This is a genomic window from Caballeronia sp. KNU42, from assembly GCF_053760385.1.
The window spans coordinates 1,598,617-1,620,904 of record NZ_CM132389.1 but is presented as its reverse complement, the minus strand read 5'-3'; the positions used below and the strand labels follow the sequence as shown (position 1 = coordinate 1,620,904).

The window sequence follows — 22,288 nt, the reverse complement described above, 5'->3', positions numbered from 1 at the left end:
TAGTCCTGGTACTTCCAATCTTCAGCGGGTCAGTTGGACTGCGCTGCCGGAGCGGTTGATCCATCCGGCGCGTGGTCTTCGCGCGAATAATCGAGGCCGACGAAGCTGCCACCCTGGTAGCGCTGGCCCAGGGCATCGAGCGGGTTCGGCCCCGCGAGCACTTGCGCGGCGTAATCCTCGGCGTTTTGTGTGGGCACATAACCCAGGTGGTCGGCACCGCGGTTGTCCCACCAGCTACGCGTGTTCGCGGAGACGCCCCAGACGGTCATGAAACCCACGCCCTCGGCCTCGATACAACGATCGAGGAAATGCATCAGGTCGCGATGCCCGAACCAGGTGCTCAGGTGTCTGGGTTCGGTCGGGCGTTCGAGGCAACTGCCAATGCGTACGCAAATGCTCTCGATGCCGTGCTTGTCCCAATACATTCTTGCCAATGCCTCGCCCCACACCTTGCTCAGACCGTAGAAACCATCCGGGCGCAGCGCGCAGTCGAGTTCAAGATGTTCCGTGACCGGGTACATGCCGATCGCATGGTTCGAGCTGGCGAAGACCACCCGCCGCACGCCCTGCCTGCGCGCGCCTTCGTAGACTTCGACTAACGCCCGCAGGTTGTTGTCGATGATTTCAGGCAGTGGGCGCTCCACACTCGTGCCCGCGAAGTGGATCAACACGTCGACACCGTCGAGCAGGCGATCCACGACGGCCGGGTCACGCAGGTCGCCGTGCATGACATCCTCGCCCTCCACTAACGCGGCCAGCGGCTTGGTACCCCCGGCCGAGCGCAATGGGATGCCACGCGCGATCAGCGCAGTCCGTACTACCGAGCCAAGCTGACCGCCGGCCCCACTCAGGGCAATCTTCTTCATAGGTTTCCTTTGGGTGCCCCGACCGGCCGATCCGTGCGAGCAATGTCACGCGGTTGAACTGGGGCCTAGAGTACAGACATTTGATAGTTGTACGATAACGTACTATTCATGACCGAGAAACAGATTTTGACTAAGCATTTTCCCTTAGAATCGTTATGTAATATGGTTGTGTACGCCCCATTGAACTCTTCAACGAAGCTTCATGTTGTACGACGTCTTATAATAAAAACATCGTCCTCACGTCCCGCGCAACGTGCTTTGACACGCCGTGGACGCAGATACGAACACTACGGACGAGTTCACTGCGAATGAATGCGCAACTCGATGACATTGACCCGGACGGGAAGCGCTCTAGGCCTTGTGTTCAATCTCTGGCGGCAAGTTACCGGGAGCGCTTCGATAGACACTATGTCAATTCATCAGACAGAAGTGCGCCTGGTTCTATTCGATATCGCTACTGATACTCGGAGCCATCGGTGTGGGAGCTACAGGCATAAGGGGCGGCGGACACGGCTGCCAGCAGCGATCCGCTCGAATGCACGAATGCATCTGCGCAATTCAGTGGAATAAATCGCAGTCACTCGGTCGCGTTTATATAGAAATTATTTTAATAATAAAACGACCGGAATCAATCACTGAGAATTTTAGTGAATCAAAATCACATAACGAATTTGCTAAATGTATATTTGATGGCATCTGACCATTCGCGAATATCCCAACGGAATCAGCACAAGCAAATCCTTGCATAACTCCACTTAAAGCAGCCGCACTCGACGTCATGCTTCGACCTCCTCGCAGAAGCCAGGAATCGCCCGCTGGCGCCGTCGAACCCTGCTATTAACGGCAAGATTCTCGAAAACTTTATAGCCATTTTTGTACTAATTATTTTGCTTGATGAAGAATAACGTATTTATCAGGCCCAACAAGGCTTACCCGGGTAAACGCCGTTGTTTCTCTTCACCAGTCACGCATTAGTAACATTAAATCAACACTATGCGAGTCTCTTAAAGAATCGCCTATCTCGCAAGACCGACCTGTTCTTAGTCAGGGCTCGATACACCCGTTCAGCCCGTGGAGTTTTTCAAATGACTATCCGTCATCGCATTACGTTATTGGTCATCCTGATGTTCGTCGCTTTGTCCGCGATAGGCGGCTACGCTGTCTACCAGACGCGGCGCAGCGCTTCCGAGGTCAGGCAAGTTACAGAAGGCGTGGTACCCAGCGCGCTGGCTTCCGCGGACCTTGTTTCGCAGGTCAAGGATGTGCAACTGGCCACCATGACGCTCGTCTATTCGCCGGACGGCAACATCGTGGCGCAAGCGCAGGACGCGTTGAAAGCGAAGAAGGCGACCTTGCAGCAAGCACTCGCGTTCCAGGCAAGCAATGCACACAGCCAGGCGCAAGTCGGGCTGGTGAGCCAGGCCAACGACAGCCTCGAGAACTACTTCTCGGCCATCAACGACACCGCAAAGATGAAAGCGGCCGGCAAGAACGAGCTCGCCCAAGCGTACTTGTTCGCCAACGTGGCGCAGTATCGTGACGAACTGGAAGGGATTGTCGAGACGCTTCGCATCGAGAAGAACCGCGAGAAGGACGAGGCAATCACCGCGCTGAACCACACGCTCGCCACCACAACGACTGCTATCGCCATTGTGACGGGCATCGCTATCGTGCTCCTGAGCCTGATCGGTTCCCTGCTCTATCGCCAGATCACTCGGCCGCTGAGCCGCATGCAAGCGATGATGAGCGAGATTGCTTCCAGCCAGGACTTCACACGTCGTGTGCCCGTGGGGCGGATGGACGAGATCGGCCATTCCATAGTTGCGTTCAACGGCATGATCGAGAAGATCCAGGAGAATTCAGCCCTGCTCAAGCAGAAGACCGCGGACATCCAGGCCATGCTGCAAAACATGCAGCAGGGCATCCTGACGGTCGTATCGGGCGCCGTTGTCCATGCCGAGTACTCGGCGCATCTTGAAGCGATCTTCGAAACCAGGGACATTGCCGGCCGCAATCTCATGGACCTGGTGTTCTCCGATACCGATCTTGGCGCCGACGCGCTCTCGCAAGTGGATGCGGCCAGCCATGCATGCCTGGGCGAAGACAGCATTAACTTCGAGTTCAATCAGCATTTGCTGGTACACGAAACCGCGAAGCGCATGCCCGATGGCCGCGTGAAGATACTCGACCTGAGCTGGTCCGCCATCACGGATGAGACCGGCACCATCGTGCGCCTGATGCTCTGCGTACGCGACGTCACCGAGCTGCGCGCACTGGCCGCAGAAACCAGCGAGCAGAAACGCAGGCTGGAAATGATCGGAGAAATCCTCGCGATCAACCAGGAGAAGTTCCATCACTTCATCGAAAGTTCGAGCAGCTTTATCAGCGAGAACGAACGGATCATTCGCGAGCACCGCCAACCGAACGGTGCGGCCATTGCCGAGCTGTTCCGCAACATGCACACGATCAAGGGCAACGCGCGCACCTACAGCCTCCAGTACCTGACCGACATCGTTCACGAGACCGAGCAGAGCTACGACGAACTGCGCAAGCCCGACGCGCAGCGGACCTGGGATCAGGAAGGCCTGGTACAGGAACTCGCGCGTGTACGTGAAGTGGTCGAGAGTTACGCCGAGATCAACGAGGTCAGCCTGGGACGCAAGGGACCGGGCCAGGGCGTTAATGCGCAACGGTACCTGACGGTCGATATCGAGCATATCCAGGAAAGCCTGCGTCAGCTGGAAGGCATGAACGTAGGGAACCCCGGCGACCTGATCGAGATGCGCGACGCGGTGCATCAGACCTTGCGCCTGCTTGGGACCGAAAGTATCAGCCAAGTCCTCTCCGGCGTGCTCGACTCGCTGCCCTCGCTCGCCAGGGAACTCGGCAAGGACGCGCCCGTGGTACGCATTCGTGACCACAACACCCGCCTGCGCAATCACGCCGGCGGTGCGTTGAAAAACGTGTTCATGCACTTGCTGCGTAATTCGATGGACCACGGCATCGAGACACCTGACGTGCGTAGGGCGCAAGGAAAGACGTCGGGCGGCACGATCGATATCAACGTGGATCTTGAAGAAGATGCGGTTCGCATTACGCTGAAAGACGATGGCCGCGGCCTCGCTTTAGGGCGGATTCGCGTTATCGCAGTTGAACGGGGCTGGATCGGCGTTGACGAGAAGACCAGCGACGAGGAGATTGCCGACCTCATCTTCCGCCCGGGGTTCTCGACTGCGGAGCAGGTCACGGAAGTGTCGGGCCGTGGCGTAGGCATGGACGCCGTGCGCGACTTCCTCAAGCGTGAGAACGGCAGCATCAGCCTGCACTTTACCGATGATCGCCAGGGCGCGGAATTCCGGCAGTTCGAAACCGTTGTCTGCTTGCCGGACGACGTTGCCGTGGAAAATACCGGCGCACGGCAGTCACGCGAAGCCGACGAAATTTCGGCCTAGCACTCACCCAACCAAGCAGCAGCGCATCGATTGAAACCCTGAAGGATTGATTGTGATTGAACAGTATCTGTTGGCTGTATTGGCGGGGGCCGTTGCGACGGCCATCACGGCTCTGCTCTTGCACAAGCTGCATAGCGCCCGAACGTTGGCCCGGCTTCAATCGGAAATGAACGGCCGGATCAAAACACTGATGGAAACCAACGCGCAGCAGAGCGTCCTGATCGACCAGGGGGAGCAAAAGATTCAGCAACTGGAATCCTCCATCGCTCAATTGGACGATGACCTCGCCAGCCAGTTAAAGATTGCCGGCGAGGATCGCGCGGCGCTGGCGGCGGCGGTCGAAGACAAAGAGAATTTGCTCGACCAGGCCAGACGGATTGCCGGTGAAGCATCGCGCCTCAAGAGCCTCGCCGCCACGTTCGAACGATGGCACGAGCAGATGATCTCGCTGATGACGCAGAACCAGGACATGCATGCGAAAAATCACGAGCTGTCCTCCATCGTCAAGCATGTGGTGATCGTCTCGCTCAATGCGTCCATCGAGGCCGCGCGTGCAGGAAACGCAGGGCGCGGATTTGCGGTGGTGGCCGGCGAAGTGCGGGCGCTCGCGGCGCGCTCGGAAGAACTCTCAAGGAGCTACCGGGACAGCCTGCACCGCAATGACCTGACAACGACCGCCACGTTCCAGGACATCCAGGCGGGCGGGAAGATGATCACTGCATCGCTTGGCAGCGTCGAGGTGCTTGCCGATCAATTTCAGGCAAGACTCCACTAGGTGTCGACATGATCAGCAGCAACGCACAAACAAGCATTGAAGGCATCCTGCTTAAAGCAGCGCGCTCGAGACTTCCGCAACAACCGGACGATGCATGCGAGATCGTCCCCCTGGCGCAAGCCTATGACAGCGCGCGGCCGGAAGCCAACGTCATCATCCTGACCATCTCGTCCGTCCTGTTCCGGCTGCTGCTGGTTTTTCATTTCGATGACGACGCCAACACGCGCGATTACTTCACAAACAAAACCGGCGACGTTTCACTTCAGGACGTGCTTCTGGAAATCAGCAACCTGTGCTGCGGAGCCGTGAATCAGGACCTGCTTCCGCATTTCCAGGACCTGGGCATGTCGACCCCGTATGTGCTTAGCGCCCGCTGCCTGCCTTACCTCGAAGGGCTGAAGCCCGACTATCTCTCGTCGTATGCAATCACGATCAACGGGTCGGTCAAGCTTGCCGCGACAGTCTGCGTGTGCGCCCATGCGCCCATCGACTTCGTAGCCGACATGACTGCCGTTGAGGAAACCAGAGGCGAGCTCGAGTTGTTCTAAATTCTTAAGGGAAAATCATGCCGAAAATTCTTGTTGTCGATGACTCCAGCACGGTACGCGACGAAGTCGCCGGTTTCTTGCGAAAGAACGGGCTGGACGTGGAGACTGCTATCGATGGAAAAGATGGCCTCTCCAAGATGAAGTCGAGTCCCGGGATCAAGCTGGTGGTCAGCGACGTCAACATGCCCAACATGGACGGCCTCACCATGGCTGAAAAAATCCGCGGCGAGCTCGTGAACACCACGGTCAATATCATCATGCTGACTACGGAAAGCAGCCCGGCCATGAAAGAGCGAGGCAAGGCCGCCGGCGTAAAAGGCTGGATTGTCAAACCGTTCAAAGGTGACGCCGTGCTGGAAACGTTCAGGAAGCTGGCAAGCTAAACCGGCCTCAAAACTCCGCATCCAGTTCGTCGATCTCTTCGACTTCCTGCTGCGCATCGGCTATCCATTGCTGCATCTCCGGCAAGGCGAGAATGCGCTGCGCATACGCGACAATCTCGGGTTCGAGCTTGACGTCGTAAGTGACAAAGCGCGTGACGACCGGTGCGAACATCGCATCGGCGGCGCTAAGGGCCCCGAACAAATAGGGGCCGTCGTACTGCTTGAGGCATTCGAGCCAGATCGCGGTGATGCGCTCAATATCAGTCTGAGCGCGTGCCCAGATCACGAAGTTCGGGAAGTGCGCTTTTATGTTCATCGGTAATGCCGAGCGCAACGAACCGAAGCCTGAATGCATTTCCCCGCAAATAGAACGACAGTGCGCACGCGTGCGCCGGTCATCAGGCAACAGCCCTGCTTTCGGGCGCACTTCGTTCAGGTACTCCGCAATAGCAAGCGTGTCCCAGACCTTGATGCCGTCGTGGAGCAGGCAGGGAACGAGGATGGACGGCGACAGCAGCAACAGTTCGGCACGCGCGACAGGGTCGTCCATAGGCACCACGAACTCGTCGAAAGGCAACCCGCTGAACTTGGTGAGCAACCAGCCTCGTAACGACCACGACGAATAGTTCTTGCTGCTGATAGTGAGCGTAGCGTTCGTCATCTATTGCTCCTCGGCGGAAAAGGCTTAAGCTCAAGCGAAAACGCACACGCTCAAACGGCGCGTCGCAGTGCAAACATGCACCAAAATACCGCACGTTCAGACCACGTTCAGGAATGCTGCAAGGGATGTGCCACTTTCAACGGTCCTCATGCAGATGCCGGACGTCAATAGGCGCTTGGCATATGTATTGCGTTGATCTGGACGACTCTACAATACGCGCTCAAGCGAAAGCCGATGAACCCCTTCGCATATTCCGGCTATCAGGCGATGGCGGACCTCACGCTGCCAATGCGCCACGCCGCGGCACTGCTCGATCACGCGCTCGATGCCTGGCCGTTTCTCGCCGATACACCTCGCGGCCGGTCACTGCGAGCCACATGCGATCTGCTGGCGCTGTCGGCGCTCACGCATAGCCGGCGTCCATTTGCCATCGACTCGGTGGAGATGGACGGCAAAAGCGTGCCGGTGACCGAGGAGATCACGCTCGCCACGCCCTTCTGTTCGTTGCTGCATTTTGCGAAGCAAGGCGCGCCTAGACAGCCGCGCGTGCTGGTGATCGCGCCCATGTCCGGCCATTTCGCCACGCTCCTGCGCGGCACGGTTCGCACCCTCCTGCCCCACCACGACGTCTACATCACGGACTGGATCAATCCGCGCGACGTTGCGCAGGCGCAAGGCCGCTTCGGCTTCGATGAATACGTCCAGCATGTCATCGACTTTATCGTTGCGCTTGGACCCAACACCCATTTGCTGGCGGTCTGCCAGCCGACTGTTGCCACGCTTGCAGCTGTTTCGCTGATGGCCGCAGACGATCATCCGCTGCAACCTGCCAGCATGACGCTGATGGCCGGACCTATCGACACGCGCATCAATCCGACTTCGGTGAACGTGCTGGCGAAGAGCAAGCCGATCGAATGGTTCGAGCGCAACCTGATCAGCGCCGTACCGTGGGGGTTCGCAGGCGCAGGCCGGCGGGTGTACCCGGGCCACACCCAACTGATGGCGTTCATGTCGATGAATCCGGCGCGTCACTTCGATGCGTTCGAAGAAATGGTGTATCAGCGCGCCAAGGGCGACCCCGCGAAAGCCGAGGCCATCCGCGTATTCTATGAAGAATACTTCGCGACCATGGATTTAACGGCCGAGTTTTATCTGGAAACTGTCGACACCATCTTTCAGCAGCACGCGTTGCCGCTGCATGAACTGGAGGTGCGCGGACGCAGGGTCGATCCGTCATTGATCCGGCGAACCGCGCTGCTCACCGTTGAAGGCGAGCGCGACGATATCTGCGCGGTCGGCCAGACCCTTGCCGCGCAAGAGCTGTGCAACAAGTTGCGCCCATACATGAAGACCCACCACGTGCAAACGGGTGTCGGACACTATGGCGTGTTCAACGGCAAACGCTGGGAGCGGCATATCTATCCTCGCGTGCGCGCAATGATTCACGACAACGAACCTAGCGCCATCGTCATCAATGCACGCGCCCAGCCTTTGCAATCATTGGCGCCGCTCGCACGCCCTGTCGCACCGCGGATGGATCTGAATGTGCAGTCCGAAGGGCCTCGATAAACCCTATGCGGGTTGCTGGCTCGTCCAGGGCGTAAACGCCGGCACTTCGCATGGACCCTTGGCGTCGATGGTGGTGAAGTTGGCAGGGCCGACTATCTCCAGATACTCCATGTCCTCGGAATAATCGAAGAGGTAATGCACGATCCCCGGTGCTTGATGAACACAGTCGCCGGTTGCGACCAGCGTCTCCTTGTCGCCGTACATGAAGCGCGCCCAGCCCTTGAGCATGATCACAATGTGGAATTCGGCCTCATGACGGTGCCAACCCGTGCCTTGCTCTGGTGCATTGTTGGCTTTCACGAGTTGCGCTAACACCTTGCCACCCGTCGCGTCTGCGATGCCTAAATCACGATAAAGAAAAAAATCGCGCAACCCTTGATCCTCATAACGGGTGTCTTGTGGCCGGATATGCGAAAAGCGGGTGGCAAGTTCGAACGTTTCAAATGACATGGGTACGCTCCGTTAGGCAGCAATAGGCAGCAAGTTAGGCAGCAAAACCGTCGAAATGAAAGGGCTGGCCGCTGTGCTATGCATCAAGCGTTCCATGCAACCTGATGATTTCTTGCGATCTGCGGTGGACAAAAACTAACGCGTGCACCCGCTTAAAAGTGGCATTTAAAAAGCACGTTCACTCGCCGGCAATTCGCGGTTACATTCCTCTAAAGACATTGTGTATAAACGAGTGTGTGTTGCTAAACTTGGTTGCATAGCGTTTCGTCGCGGGTTGCAGTGCGAGCCATCCTGGGTACGTCCACTGGAGAAATCGACACCATGTCCTACATCAGCGTCGAGATCAGAGCCTACGATGAAGCGCGAAAAGTAATCACCGTCGCGTTCAGTGAAAAGTGGCCCGTCAAATTGACCTCCGCCGTCATAGCGGAGTTGACCCTTGAAGACTGCGACACCATCGGGCGTGACGGCGAGTTGCTCGAAGCATGCCTGACCGATGACGAAGCATGCGTCCTCAAGATGCTCTTCGAGGACGAGGGCACCATTGAAGACATCCTCGCCGATCCTTCCAGGCTAATTGGTTGCACAAGCGAGCTCGGCGACTGAGCGAATAGCGCTAGCGAAGAGCACGCTTTATCTCATCACCCGCAAACGGACTGACCAACCCTCGACCAGGTTTTGCACGTTCAGGCAAGAACGCGCGAGGATCGGTCTATCGCGCAAACATCGCATCATGGTTCCATGAAGGCTCAATCAGCAAAGGAGCCGATGATGCAGAAAACATGGTTTATCACGGGTGCAAGCCGCGGCCTTGGTGCACTTATCGCTAAGGCTGCGATGCAGGCTGGTGATCGAGTCGCCGCTACGGGACGCAAGCGTGAAGATATTGCCAAGAGCCTGGGGCCGGACAATGAGCAACTGCTTGGTATCGCGCTGGACGTGACCGACGCAGCCCAGGCGAACGCCGCCGTTGAAGCCGCCGTGTCGCGATTCGGCGGGATAGACGTACTCGTGAACAACGCGGGATACGGCCATCTGGGATTCTTCGAAGAGAACACCATCGAGGACGTGCAGGCTCAGTTCGCCACTAACCTGTTCGGTGTTTTCAACGTGACGTGGGCCGCGCTGCCTGTCATGCGCGCGGCTCGCCGCGGACGCATCTTCAACCTCTCGTCGCTTGCCGGCATCCTCGGCGCGGAAATGGCTTCGCTTTACTGCGCCAGCAAGTTTGCGCTCGAAGGCTTCTCCGAATCCCTGGCGAAGGAAATTGCACCGTTCAATCTCTTCGTGACGATTGTCGAGCCCGGTCCCTTTCGCACCGACTTCCTCACCCGCGAATCGCTGCGCTTTGGGAAAACCACGGTGGCCGACTATGACGACCGGCGCGAGCGGCTGCGTGCGTCCTTCGAACAACGCAATGGCGAGCAACCGGGGGACCCTGCGAAACTCGCACAAGCATTAGTAGATCTCGCCAACGAGGCCACGCCGCCGATGCGTTTTATCGCCGGATCGGTTGCCGTAAATGCAGCAGACGCGAAACTCGCCGGCATGCAAGCTGAACTCAACCGCTGGCGCGCGCTATCGGTCGGCACTGACGGCGACTACGCCGCTTAGCGACGTGAACACTGCCTGATACCGTCTCGCCTTTCTTTGAGAATAAATCCGGGGAGATTCATGCGATGCCCCTTGGCATGCATGCGCCTGTCGCTTGCCTCAGTCAAACCCTCCGTTTTCCGCTTTTCCAGGTTTTCCCGGAACGGTGGGCGGAGGACTTCGCGTCGTCAAAAGTATTGCGTCGCTTAATTCATTTTTTTATAAAAGCCCTGCTGCGACAGCAATAGAAAGCATTCCTTCTCCATTCCCTGGCCGCCTCGGCATCGGCAATGCCTTGCGCTTAACGCAGCGCGGCACATAAAGACCAAACTGATAGGTCGTTATCCTATGCATATAATTATCAGACGATTTTCAAACACCTGTCCCAACTCGGCAAATAAACAACACTACGTAACAAATATCTGTGCCTCAATGAAATGACGGACTACGCTATCTTTCACGGTCTTATTGTTCGAGCCTGGGAAGAATTTCCCGCAGTCGGCTCACCAATTACTGTGGAATGCTAATGAAACATATTTTCATTTCCAGTGCCGCTGGCGCACTGTTCGCTGCTGCTGCGGCGCCGGCATTTGCACAAAGCTCCGTCACGCTGTACGGCATCGTCGATGAAGCCATCCGATACCAGACGAATGCTGGACCGGGTGGCCACGACCAGGTCGCCATGACATCCGGCCCGGAAACCCACAGCCGCTGGGGCTTGAGGGGCAGTGAGGATCTGGGGGGCGGCTGGGCTGCAGTCTTCCGCCTCGAAAACGGCTTTGAAGCCTTCGATGGGCAACTACACGTCCCCGACACACTGTTCAGTCGACAAGCTTACGTGGGCCTGTCGAACGACAAGTGGGGCTCGCTGACATTCGGCAGGCAATATGCACCGGTCTACGACACCTTGGGCGATGTCTTCGACCCGCTAACCGTTGGCAACTACTGGCAAAACAGCTGGATGTATAACGGCATCGGCAATTACCTCGAAGTCAACAACTCGGTCAAGTACAAGGGCAGCTTCGATAACCTTGCGATCGATGTCCTTTACGGCTTCAGCAACCAGCCGGGCGCGCTCGGTATCGGCTCCACCTACGCGGCGGAACTGACATATACGTTCGGCCCTGCCATGCTCAACGCAGGCTTCCAGCAGGTCTCCGTGCCGACATCTGCGACCACCTCTTCGGTGGGCACCAGTGTCGGCAGCCCAATCAATGGCGGCAAGACCAACTTCTTGCACATTAGCGGCGCGTATCAGATCACCCATGACATCCGCCTGCTGGCCGGCTGGTTGCGCGGGCAGGACCAGACTGGTTTGACCGACAGCAACATGCAGCAAGCTGGCGCACCGGCATTGAAGGGTGGCAGCCCCAACCGTATCGACAACACCTATTACGTCGGCGCGAACTGGCAAGCCACCGCTCCGCTGCTGTTCACTTTCGCCTACTACTACGGGCAGACGCGCAATGCTGAACTGCTCGACGGCTCGCTTGGCAGGGGGGTGAACCAGTCAGGTACCGTTCTCGCCGAATACTCGTTCACGAAGCGCACGGAAGTCTACGCGATCACAGACTTCGCTCGCGGCACAGGCGCCTTCTCCGCCGACTACCCGGGCGGGGTCAACGGCGCCGGCGTGCCGACCGACACCATTGGCCGGACCAACAACCTGGGCGTGGCAGTTGGTATTCGCAAGATGTTCTGAAGATGCGACATACCCACCGACGCGAACCATGCGTCGGGTGCACGGGCTGGCGCAATAGCGTAGGCCCGCGCGCGCGGCCACTGGCGTGACAGCCGGTATTGCAGGTTTGTTTACTCCGTTCGTCTTGCACTCGCGTGCGGCGCTCCGGCGGTTCGCTGTCGAGTAAGTAGCTGACGCTCGAGCGTCCATGCGCGAGCCATGGTGAACGGCTCTTTCGGCCGCGCATCCAACCGTAAAGCTCATCCTCTGTTGTTCCTCCCGTCCGCGATGCGATGTATCCTCTTCAATATGTCGCGCCGCCGGCCTGCTCATTTGGTTGCGAGCGGCAAGAATGGACCAGCAACGAAGCTAAGCAGGCGTGAAGACTCTGAAGGGTTCGCACGAAACGTAGTCCCGGGCGTTCCATGCCTGTGCGTGCACGGTAAGGATGATAAGGCGGGTACAGCGCACCAACCTGCGGGGCGACGTTTATTCGACCCTCATCGCGTGTGCCGCGGAAGTAGAGCTCCGTCAATGAATTCCGCGTGTACAACCTGCGTGCGAGTGCTGCGCCCAACGGCCAAAACTGCCATCGGCCCCATCGACCCGAAGTTTTGGGAACGCAAATACCGCGAGGCATGAGGCACCCAATTTGAGGGTCGGAGAATGCCAGGGTTCAAGTTAGCTATTAAGCGGTGCTGCGCACAAACTTAGCGCGCGATCGATTGTTTTTCTCTGAGGTATCGAGAGGGGAAGCGACCATGAAAATCCTATGGGTCGATGACCACGAGATTCTTTGCGTTGCTCTTTCCGAATATGTCCAAACACATGCATCGGAGTTGAGCGTAACCCCAATCGACGTCACGCCCGTATTTACGCTTGCCAGCGCGCTCGAAGAGGTAAGCAAGACACCTCCCCCGGACCTCGTATTCCTGGATCTCAATCTGGATGGTGAGAACCGTGGCACCACGACACTTGAACATTTTCAGGCCGGAAATCCATCCAATGTTCCCGTGGTCATCTGTACGGGACTCGCTCCTGGAAACGATGATGAAGTCGAAATTTTGCGAGCGTGCATGCGTGACTACTCTGCTCGAGGAATACTTTTGAAAGGAGGTGCACACAAGAAAATGTTCATTGGACTGAGCAGGATCTTAGGAGGTGAACTCTGGATTCCGGAAGAAGTCTTGATGCGCTTTGCCTGCTCGACACAGGTGTCTTCAGCTATCCGGAATCAGCATCATCTTGGACTTTCTCTGCGAGAGTGGGATGTGGCACGCTGCATTGCACGTGGCCTCTCGGGGAAGCAAATCGCAATAGAGCTTGACGTCACCGCGGGACATGTCAGACAGGTTTCTTGTGTCATCTACGACAAACTTCAAGTCAGAAACCGCGTTGAAGCTGCGCTAAAAGTCAGTGCCGAACTGGCCCTTGGAAGTGGGTCAGATAAGGGGCTGTCTTGAAGATCTCTGCTAGACCGCTCGTTATGTTCCGCTGCCATCACGTTCACGCGCCTTCGATCGATGTTTTGGGCTTATGCCTGGCAAGCAAGGTCAACAAGGTCCGTTCGGAAACCGGCTTCGACAAAAGCTTCATGCCGCTGACAGCTACTTTTTTGAGCACAGCTGACGAGGTGTCGCCCGACCACAGGATCGCAGGGATCGAAGCGCCGGTAGCAGCACGGACCGCCGCAATCGCAGCAATACCATCCTCGTGTTCCAGCCGGTAGTCCGAGAGGATGAAGTGCGGACCGCTTGCCAAAGCCTCAATGCGCAGCTGCTCGATGACGTCATATGATGATTCTCCCGCCACGACGTAGCAGCCACGCTCGATCAGGCGCATCGATATTTCGATTCTCAAGTCGCTATTGTCCTCGATGATCGCCACCACCATATTGGTCAGGTCCGGGTCGCCGTCTTCAACCGCCTGAACCTCGCGCAACTCCGGCGATATGCGCCCTACGAAAGGGACCGTAACCGAAAAACGCGATCCCAGCCCTGGTGTCGAGTCCACGTCCAGTTTGTGACCAAGAAGGTTCGCAAGACCCTGGACAATGGACAGACCCAGACCGAACCCCTTTTCGCGATTCCTCTCTGGATTATCGACCTGTACATAGCTTTTGAAGATATCCGCCTGTCTATCTTCAGGGATACCGATCCCGTTGTCCCACACGCTTATCTTTATGCAGCTGCCTCGCCTCTGGCAACTCACCAGAACATGTCCCTTCTTTCCTCCCTGCCCGGAAGGCGTGTAACGGACCGCATTGATCACCATATTTCGGACGATCCGGTCCAACGCATGTCGATCCGTACGGACCACATAGGGGCGGCTATGGAGGCTTAACTTCAGCCCTTTCGCCTCAGCCAGCGGCTGCATATCCACAGCAATGCCGTGTAAAAGGGAAGGCAGCGCCACCTCCTGAATTTCTACATTCCAGGTACCCGATTCGAGGCGGCAGATATCCAGTGCGCCGTTAATCATAACTTCCATCGCATCCACTTGCCTTTGCGCAATCGAGATGTCTTCGGTCAGTCTGGTTGATGCAATGTTCCGCTCGATATAATTTAACTTGAAGCCGAGCGTTGTGAGCGGTTGGCGCAAGTCATGGCTTATCGCCGCGATAAGTTGGTTCTTTTCCGCCTTTGCCGCTTCAGCTCGCGATCGGGCCTCATCGAGAATAACTCCTTTTACACATGCGCGTTTCTGATTGTAAAAAATAAACCATGCGATGAAACAATATCCAAGCAGTTGAGCGGAATACCAGACAAGCATTCCTGGCCGATTAATAAATAGCGCTGGTGCCATGCTAAATCCGAACGGGATAGCGCCGAACAAGAGTGAACCTAAAGTCGCACGAAGACCAGGCGCGAGCAGCAGCACAGTAAATGCATGGCTGATCAGCGTATATTCGAGGAAGCCAGGCCTGGTGAATTGTACGTAAGGAGCATGGCTCGAGTAGTCGGGTGGGGTCAGCCCAAAGCTACCTGCCGCCCACCAAAACGATGTCAGCATGACCAAAGCAGCCCATGCCCAGTGCATCTGCTCGATCGCGCTGGTGCCAGCGTGTTTTGGGAGGGCCATCGTCTTTTTCAGTAAGTATGTTGCCATGGGAGTGGCCATCCCCCACAGTCCTAAGACCCAGACAAAACGGAATAAAAGAAAGGTATCCGAAGTTTTGATCCACGATCCACATACGAACAAGAACGAGCTTCCGACCGACAGTAACACGATCCAATAGACCGCTCGACGGGACAGTGATACCAATAACTCGCGCTTGACGAGAAGAGTCTGCTCGGAACTGAGTGCTGCAACGGGTCCCAGAAAAAGATTCACGAATTCAGCGAATCTGCGGCGCTCGATTTTCTGAACCGTTTCACCCGCGCTCGGTGAAGTTCTGGCCCCGGGCTTTTCGCCTGCGTCAGAATCACCTCGTGTTTGAGTACCGGACGCCATAAGAAGCCTCCGAGGATCAGCTTCAGCATGTGCTCCATTGTGCTACCGGTCCGCCAGCAAGTCGATCGACAGGTGTTCCGTTACTTGCCGAACAAATGTTCGTGGTCCACATAGGTGAACCACGCTCTTGCGACTTCCATCCTTGCAGTAGACGACCCCAGTGCTATCCGGATGGCACGCTGCCAGCCTTGCCTAAAGCGCCGCCTTGACTGCCTGCGCCTCCTGCTCGGTGTGGTCATGCAGACCGGTCCGTCATCGGTACCGGCACCAGGGAAGATCAGGAACCGCTGGCCGGGGTACGGGGACCAGATAAGGGACTGTCATGAAGATCTCTGCTACACCGCTCGTTATGTTCCGCTGCCATCACGTTCATGCGCTTTCGATCGATGTTTTGGGCTTATGCCTGGCAAGCAAGGTCAACAAGGTCTGCTCGGAAACCGGCTTCGACAAAAGCTTCATGCCGCTGACAGCTACTTTTTTGAGCACAGCTGACGAGGTATCCCCCGACCACAGGATCGCAGGGATCGAGGTGTCGGTAGCAGCGCGGACCGCCGCAATCGCAGCAATACCGTCCTCGTGTTCCAGCCGGTAGTCAGAGAGGATGAAGTGCGGACCACTTGTCAATGCTTCAATGCGCAGCTGCTCGATGACGTCATATGATGATTCTCCCGCCACGACGTAGCATCCACGCTCGATCAGGCGCATCGATATTTCGATTCTCAAGTCGCTATTGTCCTCGATGATCGCCACCACCATATTGGTCAGGTCCGGGGCGCCGTTTTCAACCGTTTGAACCTCGCGCAACTCCGGCGGTATGCGCCCTGCGAAAGGGACCGTAACCGAAAAACGCGATCCCAGCCCTGGGGTCGAGTCCACGTCCAGTTTGTGACCAAGAAGGTTCGCAAGACCCTGGACAATGGACAGACCCAGACCGAACCCCTTTTCACGATCCCTCTCGGGATTATCGACCTGTACATAGCTTTTGAAGATATCCGCCTGTCTACCTTCAGGGATACCGATCCCGTTGTCCCAGACACTTATCTTTACGAGGTTGCCCCGCCTCTGGCAACTCAGCAGAATATGCCCCTTCCTGCCTCCCTTTTCGGAAGGCGTATAACGGATCGCATTGGTCACCATATTTCGGACGATCCGGTCCAACGCATGTCGATCCGTATGGGTCAGATAGGGCCGGCTATGGAGTCGTAAATTCAGCCCTTTCGCCTCAGCCAGCGGCTGCATATCCACAACAATGCCGTGTAAAAGGGAAGGCAGCGCCACCTCCTGAATTTCCACGTTCCAGGTACCCGATTCGAGGCGGCAGATATCCAGTGCCCCGTTAATCATACCTTCCATCGCATCCACTTGCCTTTGCGCAATCGAGATGTCTTCGGTCAGTCTGGTTGATTCAATGTTCCGCTCGATATAATTTAACTTGAGGCCGAGGGTTGCGAGCGGTTGGCGCAAGTCATGGCTTATCGCCGCGATAAATTGGTTCTTTTCCGCGGTTGCCGCTTCAGCCTGCGATCGGGCTTCCTCGAGAATGACCTCTTTGACACATGCGCGCTTCTGATCGTTGCAAATAAACCATGCCATGAAACAATAGCCAACTAGTTGAGCCGTATTCCAGTCAAACATTCCTGGCCGATTAATAAATAGCGCTGGTGCCATGCTAAATCCGAACGGGATAGCGCCGAACACGAGTGAACCTAAAGTCGCACGAAGACTAGGCGCGAGCAGCAGCAAATTAAATGCATAGCTGATCATCGTCAATTCAAGGAAGTTGTACCTGAAGAATCGAAAGTAATAACCGTGGAGAAGCGTGAATTTTGGTGGGCTTAACCCAAAGCTACCTGCCGCCCACCAAAACGATGTCAGCATGACCAAAGCAACCCATGCCCAGTGCATCTGCTCGATCGCGTTGAGGCCTGCGCGTTTTGGGAGGGCCGCCGTCTTTTTCAGTAAGTATGTTGCCACGGGAGCGGCCATCCCCCACAGTCCGAAGATCCATGCGGCACGGAACAAAGACAAATATCTCAAGTGTTGATCCCACAATCCACATACGAACCAGAGCGAGCTTCCAACCAACAGTAGCGCGATCCAATATACCGCTCGACGGGACAGTGATCCCAATAACTCGCGTTTGACGAGAAGATTCTGCTCGGAACTGAGTGCTGCAACGGGTCCCAGAAAAAGATTCACAAATTCAGCGAATCTGCGGCGCTCGATTTTTTGAACCGTTTCACCCGCGCTCAGTGATGTTCTGACCCCGGGCTTTTCGCCTGCGTCGGAATAACCTAGTGTTTGAGTACCGGACGCCATAAGAAGCCTCCGAGGATCAGCTTCAGCATGTGCTCCATTGTGCTACCGGTCCGCCAGCAAGTCGATGAACAGGTGTTCCGTTACTTGCCGAACAAATGTTCGTGGTCCACATAGGTGAACCATGCACGAGATTCGTGCCCGCTTTGGCGTGCATTTGCGGGAAAACCATCAAAGCGGCCGATAGGAGGTAAGTATAGGGCCGACGTGCGGCGCCACGCAGTACCAGCAACTCGCGATAGTCCTGGTCAAGCACGGTTCTTCAATCGGGATATTCGGCGCTCGCAGCGCGTCGGGTATTGGGTCGATCTGCTTCCGTGACCTGGCGTGCGGGGCATGCTCTCACGAAGTAACTGTAACGAATAATCGCAAAGCGACACCGAACATTTAGTCGCCCATAAAGTTACATTTAATACCGAACATCAAATAACCGACCTCACTACAACTGACGGGAATTCACGGCGGAATAACGCAGCATAATTCGACACAAGGACGGCGTAATTCACCGCACGATGATCCACATTCTTCTTTTCTCGCATGCCCGTTACGAGTACGGCTCTATAACCGACCGGTGGGGATCACGCGGTGCATAAATATGCATCGTCGATTTTTCGAACAATCATTGCTTAATCGGCACGCGCGCGTGTGGGTTCCATGTGCGACGTTTTTTCACCTCACTTTTAAGGAGATCGCCAGCGTCGTAGCACGACGTTCCCGTCCAACCAATTCAAGGAGTTCCATCATGAAAACACTTGCATGCATCGTCCTCGCCAGCTGTGCGCTTGCCAGCCCGGTCGTCAGCATCGCTCAGAGCACTGCGCCCGTCACCCGCGCGCAGGTGCGCGATGAACTGATCCGTCTCGCGCAGGCCGGCTATCACGCCGGCGACGGCGACCATACGACCTATCCCGCGCAAATTCAAGCAGCTGAAGCAAAGATCGCTGCAGAGGACAGCCAGAAGGCGGGCAACAACGACGTTGGCGGCACGACGACCACCGGCACTTCGGCCGCCGGCAGTTACCAGCATCTGCCCAAGCCCTCGCCATCGTCGTGCGTCGGCCCCGCCAGTTACTGCAACACTTTCTTCGGTCACTGACCGCCGATGGCTCGCCCGACACCCCCCGACGATCCGGGTAACCTGCCTGAATCGTCTGAGGGCGTCGTCACCGGCGGGGTGCCAACTGTAGCGAATATTAGCAAAGTGACACCGAACATTTGTTCGTCGATAAAAGAACATTTAATACCGAACATCATATGCCTGACCTGACTACAACTGACGTAGTTACACGGCGGAATTGTGCAGCATAATTCGACACAACGAGTAGCGCTTCGCCATTCGTTACTTTGGCTCAGGCCTGAGCTTTCTCGCCTGACGCTCCGGATCAGCTGGCCGCACCGACGGACCCTCGTTCCCTCATCACTTGCTCCGCAAACGGCGGCAGCGAGTTATCACTGTGGCGATTTGAAATTTTATTTGTTTGAATCGGATGCCTAATCCAGCCAGGCAATAGGTTCCGTGCGCACTGTGACGGTAAGCACCTGATTCGGTGACAAGGAGATGACCATGAAGATCAAACATTTAAGCGTTTTGTCGGCAACCGCCGTTGCACTTCTCTCGCTAAGTGGCGCCGCGCAGGCCGGCGGCCTTTGTTCGAACGCAACGCTAAAGGGACCGTATGGGTTTAGCGCCCAAGGGGAAGTTCTTGGATTGCTGGATGGAACTACGCTGCACGCGTTCACAACCCCATCCGTCCTGAATGACGTCGCCATCGTGACGTTTGATGGCTCAGGCCGTTTTACACGGACCGACTTCGGCAATATGAACGGGGTCCCGAAAGGTGGGCAGACTGCATTCAATCCAAATCAGAGCGGCACCTATAAGGTGAACTCCGATTGCACCGGTACCATGCAAATCACGTACAACGGCGGCCCTGTGGCGGCCGGCGTCGTGCTTGACCTGGAAATGGTGGTCGCTGACGACGGGACGCTCGTCAAAGCGATTATCGCTACGGAGACGGTTCCGTCTGCCGGTCCGACCGCCGATGGCACGTCGTGCACATCGAATTGCGAGCTGGCTGTGCAAGTGAGCTTTGAAGGGAAAAAGGTCCTGGTCTACGGCTTCCGCTAGTCGAGTTCCGGACGGGTTCACGCCTGCTCGCTATGGAGCTTTCCATGAGGGGGAACTGAGCGCGAGCGTGGGCGCAGGTTTTCCCTCCTTTAATTCGTGCGCCTTCTACAAGATGATTGTGTAGGTTCCCCGAGCTGTCGTAAGGCCGCCGGTGCTCGTGACACTGACGCCACCAACATAAACATGGCTGCCCAGGGAGGCGGGCGTCGATCGATATGATCGCGAGGCTAAGTCCATTGTTTGGGGGAGCGGACGTCCGAACGTCAGAGTGAAGGTCTGGTTGAACGTCTCTGAAGGGCCGGTTGCCAACCGCCGTCAATCGTAAGCTGGCGATGCCAAGGGGTGGGAATGAGCCATGCTTGTTAAGTGTTGCTTCATTGAAGGGGAAACGCAAAATGAAGAACGCAAACAAGGCCTGGCCGACGCTTTCCGCGTTAGTGCTGCTCACTGCATGTTCCATGGGGGACATGCGGGCAGGTACAGGGACTCACCTTAGCGCCATGGAATGCCGCGACCTAACCGAGATCAAGCACAAGGCACCAGTCACCCACGAGCGCAATATGAGCGAAGTGGCGGCCTTGGCAAAAGCGGGCTACCATCCTGGATCGTTTAATGATGATCCTTACTATCCGGCTGATCTTGAGGCCGCGCAGCGTCAGGTCGATATCTGGTACGAGACCGAGTGTCCGCAACAAAGCCCGGCCGAGTAAATACTGCCCCCACCGCGTGAGTGCCCGCGCCTCGGGCGGGCAGTAACATGGGCTCCTCGGACATATCCGCGGCTCGGCAATAATCGACCCTGATCCGTCATCCGGCGTACTGATAAGAGGACATGCCTGTGGCAATAACTGTGTTCGCTTAGCCGCCCGGAATAATGTGGGCATCGCGCGAGAATTCATGCGCCTTCAGGACCGGGCGTATTGTCTTCATCAGCAGATCGGCGTGCCGTGCAGTCATGTAAATCGACGCTTGGCTACCGTCTGACGTTACCTCGTCTCCGTCGAGTTCACCAACGTTTGCCGCCTTGGCTGCGACATCAAGCTCATCCTCAAGCTGATGCAGCGCCGTCAAGTCGCGGTTGCCGTAACCGACGACAATCGTAACCTGAGGGCTCTCGACGACACTGTCCGCCCGGCTTGGGCCCGCGAAAACGAGGAGCAGGAAAGGCAAGCTACAAGGGATCAGCAAAGGACGTTTCATACAATGGTCGCAGTTCGAGCATCACTCTCAGTTTCGAAATATCAGTGACCCCGTTCCGCCCCACTTCGCTAACGACAATCTACGTCTCAACTATGGGCTTACTCGAGCGCTTTCGCAAACCGTCCACGCCACAACCTCCCATGCGCCCGGTATTGCTGGATCACTTTTATCATGATGGCCGTGGTCCAACGCTGATGAAGGTTCATTACAGCGGCAGCGGCAAAGCCATCGTTGCCGCTGACTACCTTCTTGCCGACGAGCCTTATACGCCAGAGAACCTGCGTCACTTGCTTTTCGTGAAGCCACAGGTGTTCATGTTCACGCCCGAGGAGGTTGAATCGTACGCGCCGGAATTTAACCCTTGGGAAGGCAGCGCACGGTTTGCGGCGGTGGACCTCGGTAAGTCATCTTGGTTTCAGCGATTCAACGCGCGTCACCTTGGAAATTGCAGTCACTATCGATGCATGTTTTACGACGAGCTTTTGGATGTGATTTGCGAGGACGTAAAAGGAGGGCACGGCGGTTACGTAAGCTGACAACGGGAGCCCTGGAGGTATGGTGTCGACGATTCATGCACCGATGTCGAAGGTGCGCTTGTGGCCGAACCCCGTCCTCTCGAATCTTGAAGTCTTTCCCCATCCGTCCGTCTACGTCGGGCAGGAGGGGACCCGGAGCGCCCAGGCTGGTGAGACTCGCTACAACCTAGCCAGGGCATTGTCGATTTCCGATCATCACATTCGTCGTTAGTGAACCCCATTCAAAGGATTTGCCATGAAATACCTCGGCCTGGCCTACTTCTCCCCCGAAAAATTCGCCGCGATGGCGCCAGACGAAATCAAGGACTTGGTGAGCCAGTGCCCGGCATTGGACGAGAAGATGCGCACTACCGGCAAGGTTCTGATTTCCGCCTCCCTTGGCGATCTGGACAAGTGGAGGACGCTTCGCCCGCACACTGGAGAGACGCGCATCACCGATGGGCCTTACACCGAGTCGAAGGAAGTCGTGGGCGGCCTATTCATCATCGAGGCGGACAGCCTTGACGAGGCGTTACGCATCGCGTCCATGCACCCGGCTGCCACACTGGGCGAAGAAGGCGGATGGGCCGTCGAGCTTATCCCCTTGGACTTCTATCTGGCGCGCTGAGGATTTGGACGCCTGTCTCAGGAGGCGTTTGCGTTCCTTTTACCGCAGACACCTTCACTGCGTCGGGAGT

20 protein-coding genes are annotated in these 22,288 nt (G+C 56.6%); 14 read left to right on the top strand and 6 right to left on the bottom strand.

Translation table 11 applies throughout. The annotated features are described in order from the left end of the window. Positions 1 to 29: 29 nt before the first annotated feature. Positions 30 to 866, bottom strand: a complete 837-nt coding sequence (locus ACSOSP_RS26425; RefSeq protein ID WP_455311343.1) for an NAD-dependent epimerase/dehydratase family protein — start codon at positions 864 to 866, stop codon at positions 30 to 32. A 1,085-nt stretch (positions 867 to 1,951) separates the two neighbouring features. Here ACSOSP_RS26425 and ACSOSP_RS26420 point away from each other — a divergent pair. The 4 genes from ACSOSP_RS26420 to ACSOSP_RS26405 are packed head-to-tail and all read left to right on the top strand — an operon-like array spanning position 1,952 to position 6,024. Beyond that, positions 1,952 to 4,318: an ATP-binding protein gene (locus tag ACSOSP_RS26420; protein WP_455311342.1), complete on the top strand. Its 2,367-nt coding sequence runs from the start codon at positions 1,952 to 1,954 to the stop codon at positions 4,316 to 4,318. A 52-nt stretch (positions 4,319 to 4,370) separates the two neighbouring features. Further along, the gene (locus tag ACSOSP_RS26415; protein ID WP_455311341.1) at positions 4,371 to 5,093 is read left to right on the top strand and encodes a methyl-accepting chemotaxis protein; all 723 of its coding nucleotides are present in this window, start codon (positions 4,371 to 4,373) and stop codon (positions 5,091 to 5,093) included. A gap of 8 nt (positions 5,094 to 5,101) precedes the next feature. Beyond that, positions 5,102 to 5,641 carry a hypothetical protein gene (locus tag ACSOSP_RS26410; protein ID WP_455311339.1) on the top strand — a complete coding sequence of 180 codons (540 nt, stop codon included), beginning with the start codon at positions 5,102 to 5,104 and terminating at the stop codon, positions 5,639 to 5,641. Positions 5,642 to 5,658: 17 nt separating this feature from the next. After that, positions 5,659 to 6,024, top strand: coding sequence for a response regulator (locus ACSOSP_RS26405; protein WP_455311337.1), 366 nt, complete (start codon positions 5,659 to 5,661; stop codon positions 6,022 to 6,024). Positions 6,025 to 6,031: 7 nt separating this feature from the next. On the opposite strand, the gene ACSOSP_RS26400 is transcribed toward ACSOSP_RS26405, so the two are convergent. Further along, positions 6,032 to 6,685 (bottom strand): glutathione S-transferase family protein, encoded by a 654-nt coding sequence (locus ACSOSP_RS26400; protein WP_455311336.1) that lies wholly within the window; start codon positions 6,683 to 6,685, stop codon positions 6,032 to 6,034. A gap of 234 nt (positions 6,686 to 6,919) precedes the next feature. On the opposite strand from ACSOSP_RS26400, the gene ACSOSP_RS26395 reads away from it, so the two are divergent. Then, positions 6,920 to 8,254 (top strand): polyhydroxyalkanoate depolymerase, encoded by a 1,335-nt coding sequence (locus tag ACSOSP_RS26395; RefSeq protein WP_455311335.1) that lies wholly within the window; start codon positions 6,920 to 6,922, stop codon positions 8,252 to 8,254. Positions 8,255 to 8,257: 3 nt separating this feature from the next. On the opposite strand, the gene ACSOSP_RS26390 is transcribed toward ACSOSP_RS26395, so the two are convergent. Further along, positions 8,258 to 8,704, bottom strand: coding sequence for a cupin domain-containing protein (locus ACSOSP_RS26390; protein ID WP_455311334.1), 447 nt, complete (start codon positions 8,702 to 8,704; stop codon positions 8,258 to 8,260). Positions 8,705 to 9,025: 321 nt separating this feature from the next. On the opposite strand from ACSOSP_RS26390, the gene ACSOSP_RS26385 reads away from it, so the two are divergent. The 4 genes from ACSOSP_RS26385 (at position 9,026) to ACSOSP_RS26370 (ending at position 13,441) form a co-directional block, all read left to right on the top strand. Next, positions 9,026 to 9,310 (top strand): hypothetical protein, encoded by a 285-nt coding sequence (locus ACSOSP_RS26385; RefSeq protein ID WP_455311332.1) that lies wholly within the window; start codon positions 9,026 to 9,028, stop codon positions 9,308 to 9,310. Positions 9,311 to 9,472: 162 nt separating this feature from the next. Then, positions 9,473 to 10,318 (top strand): oxidoreductase, encoded by an 846-nt coding sequence (locus ACSOSP_RS26380; RefSeq protein WP_455311331.1) that lies wholly within the window; start codon positions 9,473 to 9,475, stop codon positions 10,316 to 10,318. Positions 10,319 to 10,823: 505 nt separating this feature from the next. After that, positions 10,824 to 11,999, top strand: coding sequence for a porin (locus ACSOSP_RS26375; RefSeq protein WP_455311330.1), 1,176 nt, complete (start codon positions 10,824 to 10,826; stop codon positions 11,997 to 11,999). A gap of 740 nt (positions 12,000 to 12,739) precedes the next feature. Further along, positions 12,740 to 13,441: a LuxR C-terminal-related transcriptional regulator gene (locus ACSOSP_RS26370; RefSeq protein ID WP_455311329.1), complete on the top strand. Its 702-nt coding sequence runs from the start codon at positions 12,740 to 12,742 to the stop codon at positions 13,439 to 13,441. 43 nt (positions 13,442 to 13,484) lie between these two features. On the opposite strand, the gene ACSOSP_RS26365 is transcribed toward ACSOSP_RS26370, so the two are convergent. Together ACSOSP_RS26365 and ACSOSP_RS26360 are read right to left on the bottom strand one after the other, a co-directional pair. Continuing rightward, positions 13,485 to 15,431 (bottom strand): ATP-binding response regulator, encoded by a 1,947-nt coding sequence (locus ACSOSP_RS26365; RefSeq protein ID WP_455311327.1) that lies wholly within the window; start codon positions 15,429 to 15,431, stop codon positions 13,485 to 13,487. A 369-nt stretch (positions 15,432 to 15,800) separates the two neighbouring features. After that, complete coding sequence (locus ACSOSP_RS26360; RefSeq protein WP_455311326.1) at positions 15,801 to 17,750, bottom strand: hybrid sensor histidine kinase/response regulator; 1,950 nt, start codon at positions 17,748 to 17,750, stop codon at positions 15,801 to 15,803. A gap of 739 nt (positions 17,751 to 18,489) precedes the next feature. Between ACSOSP_RS26360 and ACSOSP_RS26355 the strand changes: the two genes are divergently transcribed. From ACSOSP_RS26355 to ACSOSP_RS26345, 3 genes are all read left to right on the top strand, one after another. Continuing rightward, positions 18,490 to 18,843, top strand: a complete 354-nt coding sequence (locus ACSOSP_RS26355; RefSeq protein ID WP_455311325.1) for a DUF4148 domain-containing protein — start codon at positions 18,490 to 18,492, stop codon at positions 18,841 to 18,843. Between the two features lie 468 nt (positions 18,844 to 19,311). After that, positions 19,312 to 19,875, top strand: coding sequence for a hypothetical protein (locus ACSOSP_RS26350; RefSeq protein WP_455311324.1), 564 nt, complete (start codon positions 19,312 to 19,314; stop codon positions 19,873 to 19,875). Between the two features lie 395 nt (positions 19,876 to 20,270). Further along, on the top strand, positions 20,271 to 20,585 hold the full coding sequence (locus ACSOSP_RS26345) for a hypothetical protein (protein ID WP_455311323.1): 315 nt from the start codon (positions 20,271 to 20,273) through the stop codon (positions 20,583 to 20,585). Between the two features lie 148 nt (positions 20,586 to 20,733). Here the strand turns inward: ACSOSP_RS26345 and ACSOSP_RS26340 are convergent, their stop codons facing one another. Next, positions 20,734 to 21,075 (bottom strand): hypothetical protein, encoded by a 342-nt coding sequence (locus ACSOSP_RS26340; RefSeq protein ID WP_455311322.1) that lies wholly within the window; start codon positions 21,073 to 21,075, stop codon positions 20,734 to 20,736. A gap of 44 nt (positions 21,076 to 21,119) precedes the next feature. Between ACSOSP_RS26340 and ACSOSP_RS26335 the strand changes: the two genes are divergently transcribed. Further along, a complete protein-coding gene (locus ACSOSP_RS26335; protein ID WP_455311321.1) occupies positions 21,120 to 21,611 on the top strand; it encodes a hypothetical protein in 492 nt (163 codons plus the stop codon). A gap of 235 nt (positions 21,612 to 21,846) precedes the next feature. Continuing rightward, positions 21,847 to 22,218: a YciI family protein gene (locus ACSOSP_RS26330; RefSeq protein ID WP_455311320.1), complete on the top strand. Its 372-nt coding sequence runs from the start codon at positions 21,847 to 21,849 to the stop codon at positions 22,216 to 22,218. Positions 22,219 to 22,288: the final 70 nt, after the last annotated feature.